The organism is Dyella sp. LX-66, from assembly GCF_018599165.1.
Classification (GTDB): Bacteria; Pseudomonadota; Gammaproteobacteria; order Xanthomonadales; family Rhodanobacteraceae; genus Dyella_D; species Dyella_D marensis.
The window spans coordinates 74,883-90,889 of sequence record NZ_JAHFVJ010000006.1 but is presented as its reverse complement, the minus strand read 5'-3'; the positions used below and the strand labels follow the sequence as shown (position 1 = coordinate 90,889).

Genomic DNA, 16,007 nt, shown 5'->3' with positions numbered 1-16,007 from the left:
GCCTTACGGGGCGGCGCCGTCCACCACTTCGACCGACACGATGCCGTGCACCCAGCGCGCGGCGCGCTTGTCTTCGGGCACCACCAGCCGGAACGGGCCGTCCGCGGCCAGCGGCTGGCCGTCGTGCGCATCGGCGAGCAGCACGGTGCGGCCTTCGATCAAGGGATCGAGCTCGGCCAGCGCGAACACCGCCTGGTAGTGGTCCGTGGCGGTGACGCGCACGAACAGCGCCAGGCTCTTGCCGCGCAGCGGCTTGTCCAGCGCGCCGGCCTTGCGCAGCACGTCGGCCAGCGCGACGCCGGACCACACCGAAGGCTTCTCGTCATGCACCGCGGCCGTGATCTTGGCCTGCGGCAAGGCGGCCAGCGCGGCGTGATCGAACACGGTGGTCTTGCCGTCCACCACCACGCGCAACGACGGCGCAGGATCGGCAGCCTGCGCCGCAAATGCCCACAGGCAGCCCAGCAGGAACCACGCAAAGCGATAGCGGCTTGCACGCATCATGGTCGGCAGATCCATTCCCCGGGTGGTGCCGGATTGTAGGCGGCGTTTCCTCCGGCCGTCGCTGCCGGCTTCACCGAACTTGAACGTGAAGCGCCGGTACAGTGCGCGGCGAAGTGGTTCGACTTGACCGGCGTCAAGTGATGCCCGGCCAGGCGGCGCTAGCATCGATGGAGGGCGCGGCCTCGCGTCCGTCCCGCCGGCAAGGGGAGTGAGCATGGAACGTCCCGCGGATCGCACCGGGAAACGCCAGGAGCGGATGGTCTTCCTGCTCCTTACCGTCGCGCTGTTTCCCATCCTGGCCGTACTTACCGTCGCCTCCTACGGCTTCGCCGTGTGGATCTGGCAGATGTTCAACGGCCCGCCGGGGAGCTGAGCATGAGCTCCGATACTTTCCAGGCCGGCCGCCGCGCCTTTCTGCAGGGGCGCTTCCCGCGCGGGAACGAAGCCGTGAACGACGAACTGCATATCTCCAGCCTGCTGGTGCAGCTGCGGCCCGAGGCCATGCCCGCGCTCGAAGCCTATGTCGGTACGCAGCCCGCGCTGGACATCTCCGCCCGCGGCGAGCACCGCTGCGTGCTGCTGTGCGAAACCGGCCATCAGCGCGAGGTGATGGAGCTGATCGACGCGATGCTGGCCCTGCCCGGCGTGGTCAACGTCTCGCTGATCTACCACCACGCCGAGCCGCGCGAGGAACTCGAACAGCCGCTGCATCCGCCACCGGGAGCCGACGCATGACCCTGACGCGACGCGACTTCATCCGCAGCACCGCGGCCGCCGCCGCGGCCAGCGCCGCCGGCCTCGCGCTGCCGGCAGCCGCCAGCAACGTGCTGACCGAAGGCGATCTCACCCAGCTGAAATGGGACAAGGCGCCGTGCCGTTTCTGCGGCACCGGCTGCGGCGTCAACGTGGCGGTGAAAAACGGCCGCGTGGTGGCCACCCATGGCGACGTGCATGCGGAGGTCAACCGCGGCATCAACTGCGTCAAGGGCTATTTCCTCTCCAAGATCATGTACGGTACGGACCGCCTGACCCAGCCGCTGCTGCGCAAGACCAACGGCGCCTACGACAAGAACGGCCAGTTCACGCCGGTGTCGTGGGACGAGGCCTTCGACGTGATGGCCGCGCAGTTCAAGCAGGTGCTGAAGGCCAAGGGGCCGGGCGCGGTGGGCATGTTCGGTTCCGGCCAATGGACCATCTTCGAAGGCTATGCCGCCAACAAGCTGATGAAGGCCGGCTTCCGCAGCAATCATCTGGACCCCAATGCACGCCATTGCATGGCCTCGGCGGTGATGGGCTTCATGCGCACGTTCGGCATGGACGAGCCGATGGGCTGCTACGACGACATCGAAGCGGCCGACGCCTTCGTGCTGTGGGGCTCGAACATGGCGGAGATGCACCCGATCCTGTGGACACGGGTGACCGACCGGCGCCTGTCCAATCCGCACGTGAAAGTGGCGGTGCTGTCGACCTACGAGCACCGCAGCTTCGAGCTGGCCGATATCCCGATCGTGTTCACGCCGCAGACCGACCTGGTAATCCTCAACTACATCGCCAACCACATCATCAAGAGCGGCCGGGTCAACCAGGACTTCGTCGGCAAGTACACCACGTTCAAGCGTGGCAACGACGATATCGGCTACGGGCTGCGCCCCGACAATCCGCTGGAACTGAAAGCCAAGCACGCCAAGGATGCCAATGGCGGCCAGCCGATCACGTTCGAGGAGTTCGCCAACTTCGTCGCGCCGTACACGCTGGAGAACACGGTGCAGATGACCGGCGTCGAGCGCGGCTGGCTGGAAAAGCTGGCCGAGCTGTACGCCGACCCGAAGATAAAAGTGACCTCGTTCTGGACCATGGGCTTCAACCAGCACACGCGCGGCGTGTGGGCCAACAACATGGTCTACAACATCCATCTGCTCACCGGGAAGATCGCCACGCCGGGCAACAGCCCGTTCTCGCTGACCGGCCAGCCCTCGGCCTGCGGCACCGCACGCGAGGTGGGCACCTTCAGCCATCGCCTGCCGGCGGACATGGTGGTGACCAATCCGGAACATCGCCGCCACGCCGAGGACATCTGGAACATCCCGCACGGCATCATCGACCCGGTGCCCGGCTATCACGCGGTGGAGCAGAACCGCGCGCTGCGCGACAGCAAGCTCAATGCCTACTGGGTGATGGTCAACAACAATATGCAGGCCGGCGCGAACATGCTGGAGGAGACCTATCCCGGCTATCGCAACCCCGACAACTTCATCGTCGTCTCCGATGCGTATCCCACCGTCACCGCACAGGCCGCCGACCTGATCCTGCCCGCGGCGATGTGGGTGGAGAAGGAAGGCGCCTACGGCAATGCGGAGCGGCGCACGCAGTTCTGGCATCAGCTGGTGAAAGCGCCGGGCGAGGCGCGTTCGGACCTGTGGCAGCTGATGGAATTCGCCAGGCGCTTCACCACCGACGAATGCTGGCCGGCCGACATCCTCGCCGCCAACCCGCAGTTCAGGGGCAAGACGCTGTATGACGTGCTCTATCGCAACGGCAAGGTGGACCGCTTCCCGGTGAGCGATATCGAAGCCGGCTTCCAGAACGACGAAGCCGCCGCGTTCGGCTTCTATGCGCAGAAGGGCCTGTTCGAGGAATACGCCGAATTCGGCCGCGGCCACGGCCACGACCTGGCGCCGTTCGACGCCTACCACCAGGCGCGCGGCCTGCGCTGGCCGGTGGTCGACGGCAAGGAAACGCGCTGGCGTTATCGCGAAGGCGCCGACCCTTATGTCAAAGCCGGCACCGGCTTCCAGTTCTACGGCAACCCCGACGGCCGCGCCGTGGTGTGGGCGCTGCCGTACGAGCCGCCGGCGGAAATGCCGGATGACGAATACAACCTGTGGCTGTGCACCGGCCGTGTGCTGGAGCACTGGCATTCCGGCTCGATGACCATGCGCGTGCCGGAGCTGTACCGCAGCTTCCCGGCGGCGGTGGTGTTCATGCATCCCGACGATGCGGTGGCGCGCGGCCTGAAGCGCGGCGACGAAGTGCGCGTGGTCTCGCGGCGCGGCGAAATGCTTTCGCGCATCGAGACGCGCGGCCGCAACCGCGTGCCGCGCGGGCTGGTGTTCGTGCCGTGGTTCGATGCCGGGCAGCTGATCAACAAGGTCACGCTGGACGCGACGGACCCGATCTCCAAGCAGACCGACTACAAGAAGTGCGCCGTCAAAGTGCTGCCCGCCTGAGGATGCCCTGATGTCGAACACTTCCCGCTTCGCCGCCAGCGCCATCGTGGTGCTCGCACTGGCCTCGGCCCTGGCCTTCGTGGCTACGCACCGGCGCGTGGGGCCGACTGGCGAGCAGCAGGCAGCAGCGCCGGCCGCCGAGGCGCCTGTGGCGGCGCCGCGTCCGGCCGTGGCGGTGGTGCCGGCCGGCGCCGGGCTCGATGCGATCCGCCGCGGCGCCGAGATCGACAAGGAGATCGCCCCGGCGCCGATGGCGCGCGTGGAGAACACCGACATAAGGCGCAACCGTGCGTATCCGATGCAGCCGCCGACCATTCCGCACACCATCGACAACTACCAGATCGACCGCAATTCCAACCGCTGCATGCTCTGCCACGCGCGCGCCAACGCCGACAAGTTCCAGGCGCCGCCGGTCAGCGTCACGCATTACATGGACCGCGACGACCAGTTCCTCGCCACCATTTCGCCGCGCCGCTATTTCTGCAACCAATGCCACGTGGTGCAGACCGATGCGCAGCCGCTGGTGGCCAACGGTTTCAAGGACATCGACACCGTGCTGTCCGAACAGAAGGCGAACTGAGCATGTGGCCGTGGCTCAAGCGCTGGGCGCTCGCTTTCTGGCACACGCTGCGCCGCCCCAGCGTGCACTACAGCCTGGGCTTTCTCACCCTGGGCGGCTTTCTCGCCGGCGTGCTGTTCTGGGGCGCGTTCAATACGGCGCTGGAAGCCACCAATACCGAGAAGTTCTGCACGAGCTGCCACGAGATGCGCGACAACGTATTCCAGGAGCTGAAAACCACCATCCACTACAGCAACCGCTCCGGCGTGCGCGCCACCTGCCCCGACTGCCACGTGCCGCATAACTGGACCAACAAGATCGCGCGCAAGATGCAGGCCTCCAAGGAGGTATGGGGCAAGATCTTCGGCACCATCAACACGCGCGAGAAATTCCTCGACGAACGCCTGGTGCTGGCCGAACACGAGTGGGCGCGCCTGAAAGCCAACGATTCGCTGGAATGCCGCAACTGCCACAACTACGCCTCGATGGACCTGACCCGCCAGTCGCCCCGCTCCGCCGCCATCCACAAGCGCTGGCTGGGCACGGGGGAGAAGACCTGCATCGACTGCCACAAGGGCATTGCGCACCATCTGCCGGATATGAAGGGTGTGCCGCAAGGATGAGCTCTTGCCCCCTCTCCCCTCCGGGGAGAGGGTTGGGGTGAGGGGGCGGGCGGAGCGTAGAAGCGGTAGCAGAAAGCGAGCGACGCCCTGTCGACCCCTTCCCGCGAGCCCCGCCCCTCATCCGGCTGCCGCCACCTTCCTCGCTCCTCAAAGCAGAGCACATCCATGTGCTCTCCCCGCGTGCTCCCCGGAGGGGAGAAGGCTTCGATAGCCACGCTCGACACCAAACTGCAACACCCATTGCCCAGCATGGCCGGCTGGCTCCTACCCATTCGCCGAGGTCCCGCATGTCCCCGCTCCATCGCCGCGCCCTGAAAACCGCGGCCACCCTGCTGCTGGCCGCCGTTTCCGCCAGCCCCGTCCTGGCGGCTCCGCACCGGGTGATCCTGTTCGTATGGGACGGCATGCGCCCGGACGCGGTGAGCGAGGAGGACACGCCTAACCTGCTGGCCCTGAGCAAGCGCGGCACCTGGTTCGAGGACAACCACTCGACCTATCCCACTTTCACCATGGCCAACGCCTCTACCTTCGCCACCGGCAGCTTCCCGGGCCCGCTGGGTTTCTACGGCAACCGCTTCTGGGCGTCGCGCGAGACGGGCCTGAAGAGCGAGCCGGTGGCGCGCACCACCACCGGTGAGGATGTGAGCTTCCGCAACCCGGTCTACACCGAAGACGACCTGGTGCTGCGCGCGCTGGACAAGGCCAGCAAGGGCGACCTGCTGGAACTGCCCACGCTGTTCGCCGCCGCGCAGAAGGCGGGGCTGAAGACCGCGGCCATCGGCAAGTCCGGCGCGGCTTTCCTGCAGAACTACCGCCTGCCCAACCAGGGCGACCCGGACAAGGTCGGCCTGCTGCTGGACGAGCGCGTCGCGCTGCCGCTGTCCTTCGCCAAGGAGCTGCAGGCCGCCGGCTATCCGCTGCCCAAGACCGCGCCGAACATCTACGCCGAAGGCGAAGTGACGCTGAGCGAAGAGAACGCCGACCCCACCGAGCGCGCCAAGGCCGCCAAGCTCAAGGACGGTGCCACCAGCGACGCCACCGCCGGTGGCGACACCCCGCCCACCGCGGCGAACGCGTGGATGATGAAGGTGTACCTGGACCAGGTGCTGCCCAAGCACAAGCCGGACCTGAGCGTGGTGTGGATGCGCAATCCCGACACCACCCAGCACATCTACGGCGTGGGCTCGCCGGAATTCCACCTCGCGCTGCAGGCACAGGACGCGCTGCTGGGCCAGCTGGAAGCCAAACTGCGCGAGCTGGGCATGGCCGAGGACACCGACATCATCGTGGTCTCCGACCACGGCCACAGCAATATCGCCGGTGCGCGCGACCTGTTCCCGCTGCGCCAGATCAACGACGGCCGCGTGGCCGGCGTGGACAACGAATGGGGCTATTCGGTCTCCGGCGGCATCCGCATGGCGCACGAGCTGAGCACGCGCGGCGGCATCCCGTCCTTCGACGGCCTGGGCTGCGTGTACTCGCCGGTGATGACCGGCCTGCGCGCCGACGGCTCGCAGCTGCAGCCGACCCGCTACGACGACGACGGCCGCCTGTGCGGCAAGCCGATGCCCTACACCACGCCCAGCTACGTGGTGCCGGACAAGCTGCCCAAGGGTGCGCTGGTGCTGGCCCCCAACGGCGGCACCGAATACTTCTACCAGCCCGAGCACAACGCCGAGGTGGTGAAGCGCGCCGTGCGTTTCCTGCAGTCGCGCGAGTACGTGGCAGCCGTCTTCGTGGCCAAGCGCTACGGCGACCTGCCGGGCACCCTGCCGGCGGAGAACGTGCATCTGGAGAACGCGGCGCGCGGTCCGGACATCATCGTCAGCTATGCCTGGGATGCCGATGCGGTGATCCAGGGCTTCCGCGGCACCGAGTACTCCACGGTCTATCCGGAATCGCCCAGCGAACGCGGCGAGCACGGCAGCTTCAGCCCGATCGACGTGCACAACACCTTGCTCGCCGCCGGCCCCGGCTTCCGCGGCGGCTTCCGCGACACGCTGCCCAGCGGCAACGTCGACGTGGCCCCGACCATCGCCGCCCTGCTCGGCCTGAAGCTGCCGCAGGCGCAGGGCCGCGTGCTGAGCGAGGCGCTCGGCGGCGTGCTGGGCAAGGCGGCGGACAGCTATCGAGTGACGCCGACGGAACTGCGCCCGGCGCAGGCGTCCACGGGCTTGAGCATGCAGCGTGTGGACGGCAGTGCGCTGTCGGCTTCGAGCTACAACTTCAGCCTGCAGCTGAAGCAGCTCGAGAGTGCGGACGGCAAGCGCTGGACGTATTTCGATTACGCCAAGCCCGAGCGGCATTGACGCATAACGGGGTGGGCCATCGCGGCCCACCCCGGTGCGGGATCATTCTTCGTACACGTGCAGGTGATTGAACGTCCACGCGTGGTACGACTTCACCAGGTCCTGGTCGATGCAATCGGTGTACAGGCCCTTGCAGCGCTCGCGCAGCACCGTGGCCGCGGAGAAGTACGGATCCATCGGCACGCCCGCCGCCTGCAGCACCATGTTCGGCAGGTGCGCGATATCGAGCATCGGGTAGTTCGGCAAGCTACGGCCCGGCACGTTGCTCTTGATCATGTAGTACGACAGATAGTCCTTGTACGGCTGCAGCGCCGGCGGCCAGCTGCGCTCCATCTGGCGGATCAGGCCGTTGAACGAGGGCTGGTGGTCGCCGAAGTGCATCAGCACGGTGGGCTCGGGGCGATCGAGGAAGGCCTTCTCCAGCTGCGTCATCGCGACATCCGAGTTGTGCAGGTTGGAGAGATAGGTGTTGAAGTTCAGCGCCGGCTTCTCCGCCAGGCCCTTGAGCAGCGGATGGTTGAACGGCGCCGGCAGGGTCGACAGCGGATCCATGTCGTGCGGCCCGTGCTGGGCCAGGGTCAGGATCATCACGAACACCGGCTGGCCCGGCTTCTTCACCTTGTCGTAGACGCGCTTGGCCGCGTCGAACATCTGCGCGTCGGTTTCCTCCCACTCGTCCAGCCCCAGGTCCTTGGCGTCGTAGAACTGGTCGAAGCCATAGGCCGTGTACGCGTTGCGGCCGTTGAGGAAGGCGCCGTTGGTCGGGTAGATCGCCACGGTGAGGTAGCCCAGGCGCTGCAGCTGCTGCGGCAGCGCGTCGCGCACGTGCGGCGCCAGCACGTAGGGCGCGTACATGCCGCCGGGGCCGAAGATGTCCTGCGGCATGCCGGTGAGCACGGCGAATTCGCTGACCCAGGTGCCGCCGCCGAAGGTGTGCACGCGCAGCGGGCCGTGGGCCAGCGTGTACTTGTCCGGCTTGAACATCTGCACGCGGCACTGCGGCACGTTGCATACGGTGAAGTTGGACGGATCGAAAGTGCTTTCTTCCAGCACCTGCACGATGTCCGGATACGGCTGCTCCGCCGCGCCGTGGCCGCCGTGCGCGGTGGCGCTCCACTCCTGCTCGGCCAGGGTGTCGTCGGTCATCGGCGGCAGCGAGACGTTGGAGTCCTGCAGGTTGACGAAGAAATTGGTGAGCTGAGCGTCGTCCGACAGCTTCTGCCAGGCATTGCGCGCATGCACCTGGGCGAACGGGCCGTTCGGCAGCAGGCAGACCCAGAACGCCAGCGCACAGGCCACGGCGCCGCCGACGCGCACGGCCAGCGCCTTCGGCCGCGACAGGCCGTTCAACAGGCGCCGGTCGCCGCGCCACACCAGCCACAGGCCCAGCGGCACCAGCACCGCCACGCCCAGGGTCAGTTCCCACAGGTGCGGGTAGTGGGCCAGGGTTTCGACCAGGCTGGAACGCAGGTAGTAGACGAAGTCCGACGGCATCAGCGGCGCGTCGAGGTACTGCTGCTTCATCTCCGAAATGAAATCCAGGCCCAGGAACAGCGCGCCGGTCACCACCAGCGCCATCGCCACGCGCGCGAACGCGAACAGCAGCACGCCGCAGGTGCACAGCATCAGCGCAAAGACGAAGCTCTGCTGCTGCAGCACGGGTTCCTGGCCGGCGGTGGCGCGCACGCAGCCGGCGAAGAACAGTGTGGCGCACAGCCACGCCACGCTGTTCCGCGTGAAGCGAAACGACCATCTCTGCATGTTGCGTTGGCCCCCTGTTCCGGCCGGTCTGTCATCAGGGCGCCATCTTACGTTCTCATTTCTTTCACAGACAGAACCAGAGGTAACAGGCAGCCCGCGCCGCGCAAGGGTTCAGCCGCCGTTGCCCGGGTACGGCGCGGCGCCGAGGCATCGCCGGCCATGCCGATCTGCTAGCTTGCGCGGCTTGCTTTCGTTCGCAGGGAATCCACCATGTCGCTCCGCCAGCTCCCCCTCGCCGCCCTGACCGCCATGCTGCTCGCCGGCTGCGCCGCCCAGGGCCCACGCACCGACCGCGTGCCGGACGGCAGCCACGCCCAGGTCGCGATCCTGGAGACCACCGACATCCATTCCAACGTGCTGAGCTACGACTATTACAAGCTCAAGCCGGACGCCACGGTGGGCTACGAGCGCACCGCCACCCTGATCCGCCAGGCCCGCCAGCAGTACCCGAACAGCTTTCTGTTCGACAGCGGCGACACCATCCAGGGCAGCGTGCTGGCCGACTACGAGGCCCAGGTGAAGCCGGTCGGCTGCAACCAGGAGCTGTCGATCTACGCCGCCATGGACGCCATCGGCTACGACGGCGGCACCGCCGGCAACCACGAGTTCAACTACGGCCTGCCGTTCCTGTCGCAGGTGACCGGCACGCCGATGAACGTCGACGGCGGCCGCAGCGACCGCTGCGCCGGCCCGCATTTCCCGCTGGTGCTGGCCAATGTGTTCAGCGCCCGCGACGGCGCGCCGATCTTCAAGCCGTGGACGGTGGTGGAGAAGACCATCCAGGTCGACACGCCCAGCGGCGGCAAGCGCGCCGTGCCGCTGCGCGTGGGCATCATCGGCTTCACCCCGCCGCCGATCCTGGAATGGGACAAGCAGAACCTGGAAGGCAAGGTCACCGTGACGGGCGTGGTGGAAGCGGCGAAGAAATACCTGCCGGAACTGCAGGCCCAGCATCCGGACCTGATCGTGGCGGTGCTGCACGGCGGCCTCAACACGGCCACCTATACCTCCGACATGGAAAACGGCGGCTGGTACCTCGCCGCCGTGCCCGGCATCGACGTGCTGCTGCTGGGCCATTCGCACACCGAATTCCCCGGCCCGCACTACAAGGACATGCAGGAAGTGGACGCCCAGCGCGGCTTCGTGCGCGGCGTGCCGGCGGTGATGGGCGGCTTCTTCGGCAAGGACCTGGGCGTGGTCGAGCTGGCGCTGGCGCGCCGCGACGGCCGCTGGACGGTCGACAAGGAACACACCCACAGCGAAGTGCGCCCGATCTGCCCGAAGAAGAACGAATGCGTGGCGGCCGACCCCGCCATCGCCCCGCTGGTGGCCCAGGCGCATGAGGCGGCCGTAGCGCACGTGAGCACGCCGATCGGTGAGACGCGCATCCGCCTGAGCAGTTATTTCGCCGACGTGGGCAATATGACGGCGCTTTCGGTGGTCAACGCCGCCGAGCGCGACTACGTGCAGGCCGAGCTGCCCAAGACCCATCCGGAACTGGCCAAGGTGCCGGTGGTGGCCTCGGCCGCTGCCTTCCGCACCGGCTTCGGCGGCCCGGACGACTACACCGACGTGCCGGCCGGCCCCTTGAGCCTGCGCAGCGCCGCGGACCTGTACTTCTATCCGAACACCCTGGCCGCGGTGAAAACCGACGGTGCGGGCCTGAAGGCGTGGCTGGAGAAATCGGCCGAGCGCTTCCGCCAGATCGACCCGTCCGCCACCGCCGAACAGCCGCTGCTCAACGACCGCATGCCGGGCTACAACTTCGACCAGCTGCAGGGCGACATCAGCTATGTGATCGACGTGACCAAGCCGGCCGGGCAGCGCATCGTCGACCTGCGCTGGAAGGGCAAGAAGGTGGATCCGCAGCAGCCCTTCGTGATCGTCACCAACAACTACCGCGCCAGCGGCGGCGGCAATTTCCCCGGCCTGGACGGCAAGAACATCGTGCTGTCCGCGCCGGACGGCACCCGCGAGATCCTGGCCAAGTGGCTGGAGCGCCAGCGCACGCTGGATGCGAAGGCCCTGCCGAAGCGGTCCTGGCGCTTTGCGCCGGTGAAGACGCGCGGCCCGGTGGTGTTCAAGGGCGCGGCGGGCAAGGAGGCGGAGGCCCGCGAGGCCGGGGTGAAGAACCTGCGGCAGGTGAAGGACAACGGGGACGGGACGGCGGTGTACGCGATCGACCTCTCAAAGTAAGCGATCATCTGCCCCCTCTCCCCGCCGGGGAGAGGGTTGGGGTGAGGGGGAACTACGGAGCGGTAAAGCGGCAACGCAAAAACGCTTATCGCTTCGTCGATAACTCGTGGCGAGCCCCGCCCCCTCATCCGGCTGCCGCCACCTTCCTCGCTCCTCAAAGCAGAGCACATCCATGTGCTCTCCCCGCGTGCTCCCCGGCGGGGAGAAGGGTTCCACTAGGCAGCCTTACATCCCCAAAAACGACTTACCCTGCTTCAACACCGTGTCGCACACCTTGGTGGTGATCTGCGACTTCAGGTCGCTCGATCCGCCGCCCACGCTCGACAAGTCCAGGCTCTTGCCATTGCTGCCCTGCAGGATGCCGTTGGCGCCGCTCAGATAGCTCGGATCGCGGCTGGGATCGCCGCCCGCCGGCTGGCTGGAGTTCTTCTTTTTCTTGCCCATCAGCCCGCCCAGCACATCGCCGCCTGAGGCCGCCTCGCCGCTGGACGAGGCACCGCCGCCGGCGCCGAGCTTGCCCATCAGCTGGTCCTTGATGCCCGAGGCGCCGGAATTGCCGCCGAGGTAGTTGTTCTTCACGCAGTACTGCAGCAGGCCGGCGACGTTGCCCATGCTGCCGGAGCTCATCGAGCCGCCGCCGCCGCCCAGCAGTCCGCCGAGCTTGCCGAGGTCCTGCGCGCTGGCGGTGCCGCAGGCCAAGGCCAGGCAACAGGCCAGGCCGGTAGCGGCGATGCCGCGGATGCGCTTGTTCATGGGGATCGCTCCTTGTTGTTGAGTCCGCGGGGATTCAACACCGCGCCTCGTTACGCGGGTGTCACTGCGGCCTGCTCCTAAAGTTTCAGTTGCACCTGTTGACTGCGGTGCAGCATGGCCCGTATGGTCGGTCGCATGTCGCCGATTTCTTCCTCCATCCGCATGCTGTCCAACCCGGTCCTCACCGGGCGCATGCCGCTGGCCGGCGCCATCGCTTCCTCCGCCACGATTATTACCACCGGTACCGGTACCACCGGCCACGGGTGGGTGTCCGCGCGCGAGTAGCTTCATCACACGCAACGGCCCCGCCCCTCGAAGAGGCGGGCCGGGCCACTCCGAACCGCCAGCGAGAGACGGGGCTCCCAACCCAAGGAGACCACCGTGAACGCCCTCGCCCCGCAACTGGAACATCCCAAACACCCCGTGCTTGTCCGGGCGCTGCCGACGACCACTCCACGCCGCCGCATGCTGGCCGTGGGTCTGATCGGCCCCGGTCGTGTCGGCAGCGCCCTGCTCACTCAATTGCGTGCGGCGCAGACGCGCCTTTCCGAAGCCGGCCTGGAACTGAAACTGTGCGGCGTGGCCGCCAGCAAGCGCATGTGGCTGGACTGCGACGACCCCGACCTCAACCGCCGCTGCGACCGCGCCCAGACCTGGCGCCCCGCCGACCTGCGCCAGTTCGCGCGCCACGTGCTCGGCGACGACGGCCGCCACGCCATGCTGATCGACTGCAGCGCCAACGATGAAGTGGCCGCGCACTACGCCGACTGGCTCGCCGAAGGCGTGCACGTGGTCACCCCCAACAAGCTCGCCGGCAGCGGCCCGCTGGAGCGCTGGCAGGCGATCCGCGCGGCCAGCCATGCCGGCGCGCGCTTTCGCTACGAAGCCACCGTCTGTGCCGGCCTGCCGGTGGTGCAGACGCTGCGCGACCTGCTCGACACCGGCGACGAGCTGCTCGCCGTCGACGGCATGTTCTCCGGCACGCTGGCCTGGCTGTGCAACCGCCACGACGGCGGCCGCCCGTTCTCCGCGCTGGTGCGCGAGGCGCATGCGCTGGGCTATACCGAACCCGATCCGCGCGACGACCTGTCCGGCCTGGACGTGGCGCGCAAGCTGGTGATCCTGGCCCGCGAAGCCGGCTGGGCGCTGTCGCTGGACGAGGTGAACGTGCAGAGCCTGGTGCCGGCGGAACTGGCCGCGCTGGACCCCGAAGCCTTCATGGCGCGCCTGCACGAACTGGACGCCCCCATGGCCGCCCAGCTGGCCATCGCCCGCGCCGAGGGCGGCGTGCTGCGCCACGTCGCCAGCCTGGACCGCGACGGCCGCGCCAGCGTGAAGCTGGCCGTGCTGCCCGCGTCCCACCCTTTCGCGCACACGCGCCTGACCGACAACGTGGTGCAATTCACCACGCGCCGTTACCACGATAATCCGCTGCTGGTGCAGGGACCGGGCGCCGGGCCGGAAGTGACGGCCGCGGGCGTGTTCGGCGACCTGCTGCGCATTGCCGAGTCGCTGGAGGCACGCGCATGAACGCCCAACTTGCCCAATCTCCGGAACCGATGGCCCGCTCTCCCCAACGCGCTCTATCCGCCCAGGCCCTGGCGCCGGCCAGTGTCGGCAACGTCGGCGTCGGCTTCGACGTGCTCGGCCACAGCCTCGCCGGCGCCGGCGACCGCGCCACGGTGCGCCGCATCGAAGAACCCGTGGTGCGCATCGCCGCCATCGAAGGCGTGGTCACCGACCTGCCGCTGGACGCCGCGCAGAACACCGCCGGCATGGCGCTCATGGCGCTGCGCAAGGCGCTGGGGCTGCGCCACGGCTTCGAGCTGGTGCTGCACAAGGGCATCGCGCTGGGTTCCGGCATGGGCGGCTCGGCGTCCTCCTGCGTAGCCGCGCTGGTGGCCGCCAACGCGCTGCTGGAACGCCCGCTGCCGATGGAAGCGCTGTACGGCTTCGCGCTGGAAGGCGAGGCCGTGGCCAGCGGCGGCCGCCACGGCGACAACGTCGGCCCGATGCTGCTCGGCGGCCTGGTGCTGGCCACGCGCGACCGCCTGGTGCGCGTGCCGGTGCCGGAGGCCTGGCATTGCGCCCTGGTCCATCCGCATATGGTGCTGGAGACACGCAAGGCGCGCGCCGCGCTGGCCGGCGCCTACCAGCTGGGCGAGTTCGTCGCGCAGAGCGCCCATCTCTCGCTCACCCTGGCCGGCTGCTGGCAGGGCGATGCGGCGCTGGTGCGAGAAGGCTTGAACGACGTGCTGGTGGAACCGCGCCGCGCGCCGCTGATCCCGGGCTTTGCGCGGGTGAAGCAGGCGGCGATGGATCACCACGCGATGGGCGCCAGCATCTCCGGCGCCGGCCCCAGCGTGTTCGGCTGGTTCGAACGCCGCGAAGAGGCCCAGGCCGCGGCGGCCGCCATGGCCGCGGCCTTCGCCGAAGCGGGCCTGGACAGCGACACCCTGGTCTCGCCCGTCGCCGGGCCGGCCGCCGCATTGATCGACGTGGAGCGCAAGGCATGAGCGAACCGCTGCTCTATCACAGCACCCGCGGCGCCGCGGAAGGCGCCGGCATCGGCGAGGCGATCGCCGCGGGCCTCGCACCCGATGGCGGCCTGTACGTGCCGGAGGCGCTGCCCAGCCTCAAGCCGGGCGACTTCGATGCGCGGGGCAGCCTCGCCGACACCGCCGCGCGCCTGCTGCGCCCCTTTTTCGCCGGCCATGCGCTGGCCGCGGAGCTGCCGGCCATCTGCGCCGAGGCCTTCGCCTTCGACGCACCGCTGCGCCCGCTGCCGCAGCACCCCGGTGCCGCGATGCTGGAGCTGTTCCACGGCCCCAGCGCCGCGTTCAAGGATTTCGGCGCGCGCTTTCTCGCCAGCTGTTTCCGCCGCCTGCGCCATGCCGGCGAGCCACCGCTGACGATCCTGGTCGCCACCTCCGGCGATACCGGCGCCGCCGTGGCCGCCGCGTTCCACCGGCAGCCGGGCGTGGAGGTGGTGATCCTCTATCCCGACGGGCTGGTCTCGCCGCGCCAGGCGCACCAGCTCGGCTGCTTCGGCGACAACGTGCGCGCGCTGCGTGTGGCCGGCCGCTTCGACGACTGCCAGCGCATGGTCAAGGCCGCGCTCAACGACAAGGCGCTGCAGGCGCAGCGGCCGCTGTCGTCCGCCAACAGCATCAGCCTCGGCCGCCTGCTGCCGCAGATGGCCTACTACGCGCACGCTTCGCTGCGCTGGTGGCACGAGCACGGCCGCCCGCTCAACTTCGTGGTGCCCACCGGCAACCTCGGCAATGCGCTCGCCGCGGTGTGGGTGCGCGAGATGGGGCTGCCGGTCGGCGCCATCGAGCTGGCCTGCAATGCCAACGAGACGCTGCCGGATTACTTCGCCGGCGCTGCGTACGCGCCGCGCGCCGCGGTGGCCACCCTGGCCAATGCGATGGACGTGGGCGCGCCCAGCAACTTCGAGCGGCTGCGCTGGACCTTCCCCTACGACACCGATCTGCGCCAGCAGCTTTCCTCGCACAGCGTGGACGACCAGACCATCCGCGCCACCGTGCTCAGGCACGCCGCGCATGGCGAAGTGTTCTGCCCGCACACCGCCACCGCCATGCACCGGCTCGACCTTCGCGCGGACCGGGCCGACTGGGCCGTGGTGGCCACCGCGCATCCGGCCAAATTCGAAAGCGTCATCGAACCGCTGATCGGGCAGACCGTACCCCTGCCGCCCGCACTGGCCGCTATGCTCGCCCGGCCGGCGCACGCCGAAGCGCTGGACGCCAGCGACGAGGGGCTGAAAGCGTGGCTGCTGGATGGAGCCGCGCCGCAGCAGGCGCGCCGGCTGGGTTGAATGTCCGGGCAAACACGCGAGGTGAACGCATGGGCGAACTGCAACCTTGGTTCTACTGACCGGTGAGGCCGTCGGCACTCGCCGGCGGCCCACCCTCATGCACGCCGCCAACCGCTTTTTGTGCCCCGCCGCAACCGCTTTTCGCCCCCGGTAAAGCCGGCCTCGAATGACTCCGTACGCCGCTGAATGGTTTCTCATGCGGCTCGACGTACCAGTCCATGCAAAGCGCTGATA

The 16,007-nt window shown here is 68.4% G+C and carries 14 protein-coding genes; 11 read left to right on the top strand and 3 right to left on the bottom strand.

The window, feature by feature from the left end; all coding sequences use genetic code 11:
• Positions 1-3 precede the first annotated feature (3 nt).
• Positions 4-504, bottom strand: coding sequence for a molybdopterin-dependent oxidoreductase (locus KK141_RS13270; RefSeq protein ID WP_214570054.1), 501 nt, complete (start codon positions 502-504; stop codon positions 4-6).
• A gap of 214 nt (positions 505-718) precedes the next feature.
• On the opposite strand from KK141_RS13270, the gene napE reads away from it, so the two are divergent.
• The 6 genes from napE to KK141_RS13240 all read left to right on the top strand — a co-directional run bounded on the left by napE (position 719) and on the right by KK141_RS13240 (position 7,222).
• The gene (napE, locus tag KK141_RS13265) at positions 719-877 is read left to right on the top strand and encodes a periplasmic nitrate reductase, NapE protein (protein ID WP_214570055.1); all 159 of its coding nucleotides are present in this window, start codon (positions 719-721) and stop codon (positions 875-877) included.
• 2 nt (positions 878-879) lie between these two features.
• The gene (locus KK141_RS13260) at positions 880-1,239 is read left to right on the top strand and encodes a chaperone NapD (protein ID WP_214570056.1); all 360 of its coding nucleotides are present in this window, start codon (positions 880-882) and stop codon (positions 1,237-1,239) included.
• Positions 1,236-3,731: a periplasmic nitrate reductase subunit alpha gene (napA, locus tag KK141_RS13255; RefSeq protein WP_214570057.1), complete on the top strand. Its 2,496-nt coding sequence runs from the start codon at positions 1,236-1,238 to the stop codon at positions 3,729-3,731. Before KK141_RS13260 ends, napA begins: the two co-directional genes overlap by 4 nt.
• Before the next feature lie 10 nt (positions 3,732-3,741).
• Positions 3,742-4,311 carry a nitrate reductase cytochrome c-type subunit gene (locus KK141_RS13250; RefSeq protein WP_214570058.1) on the top strand — a complete coding sequence of 190 codons (570 nt, stop codon included), beginning with the start codon at positions 3,742-3,744 and terminating at the stop codon, positions 4,309-4,311.
• A 2-nt stretch (positions 4,312-4,313) separates the two neighbouring features.
• Positions 4,314-4,913 (top strand): NapC/NirT family cytochrome c, encoded by a 600-nt coding sequence (locus KK141_RS13245; RefSeq protein WP_214570059.1) that lies wholly within the window; start codon positions 4,314-4,316, stop codon positions 4,911-4,913.
• A 287-nt stretch (positions 4,914-5,200) separates the two neighbouring features.
• Positions 5,201-7,222: an alkaline phosphatase family protein gene (locus KK141_RS13240; RefSeq protein WP_214570060.1), complete on the top strand. Its 2,022-nt coding sequence runs from the start codon at positions 5,201-5,203 to the stop codon at positions 7,220-7,222.
• 42 nt (positions 7,223-7,264) lie between these two features.
• Here KK141_RS13240 and KK141_RS13235 read toward each other — a convergent pair whose 3' ends face one another.
• On the bottom strand, positions 7,265-8,983 hold the full coding sequence (locus KK141_RS13235; RefSeq protein ID WP_214570061.1) for an alkaline phosphatase family protein: 1,719 nt from the start codon (positions 8,981-8,983) through the stop codon (positions 7,265-7,267).
• A gap of 210 nt (positions 8,984-9,193) precedes the next feature.
• Between KK141_RS13235 and KK141_RS13230 the strand changes: the two genes are divergently transcribed.
• The gene (locus KK141_RS13230; protein ID WP_214570062.1) at positions 9,194-11,179 is read left to right on the top strand and encodes a bifunctional 2',3'-cyclic-nucleotide 2'-phosphodiesterase/3'-nucleotidase; all 1,986 of its coding nucleotides are present in this window, start codon (positions 9,194-9,196) and stop codon (positions 11,177-11,179) included.
• 225 nt (positions 11,180-11,404) lie between these two features.
• Here KK141_RS13230 and KK141_RS13225 read toward each other — a convergent pair whose 3' ends face one another.
• A complete protein-coding gene (locus KK141_RS13225; protein WP_214570063.1) occupies positions 11,405-11,932 on the bottom strand; it encodes a DUF2501 domain-containing protein in 528 nt (175 codons plus the stop codon).
• A 135-nt stretch (positions 11,933-12,067) separates the two neighbouring features.
• Between KK141_RS13225 and KK141_RS13220 the strand changes: the two genes are divergently transcribed.
• The 4 genes from KK141_RS13220 (at position 12,068) to thrC (ending at position 15,773) form a co-directional block, all read left to right on the top strand.
• Positions 12,068-12,217: a hypothetical protein gene (locus tag KK141_RS13220; RefSeq protein WP_214570064.1), complete on the top strand. Its 150-nt coding sequence runs from the start codon at positions 12,068-12,070 to the stop codon at positions 12,215-12,217.
• A gap of 180 nt (positions 12,218-12,397) precedes the next feature.
• A complete protein-coding gene (locus KK141_RS13215) occupies positions 12,398-13,462 on the top strand; it encodes a homoserine dehydrogenase (RefSeq protein ID WP_214570135.1) in 1,065 nt (354 codons plus the stop codon).
• 29 nt (positions 13,463-13,491) lie between these two features.
• On the top strand, positions 13,492-14,448 hold the full coding sequence (locus tag KK141_RS13210) for a homoserine kinase (protein ID WP_250901759.1): 957 nt from the start codon (positions 13,492-13,494) through the stop codon (positions 14,446-14,448).
• The gene (thrC, locus tag KK141_RS13205; protein ID WP_214570066.1) at positions 14,445-15,773 is read left to right on the top strand and encodes a threonine synthase; all 1,329 of its coding nucleotides are present in this window, start codon (positions 14,445-14,447) and stop codon (positions 15,771-15,773) included. Before KK141_RS13210 ends, thrC begins: the two co-directional genes overlap by 4 nt.
• Positions 15,774-16,007 lie beyond the last annotated feature (234 nt).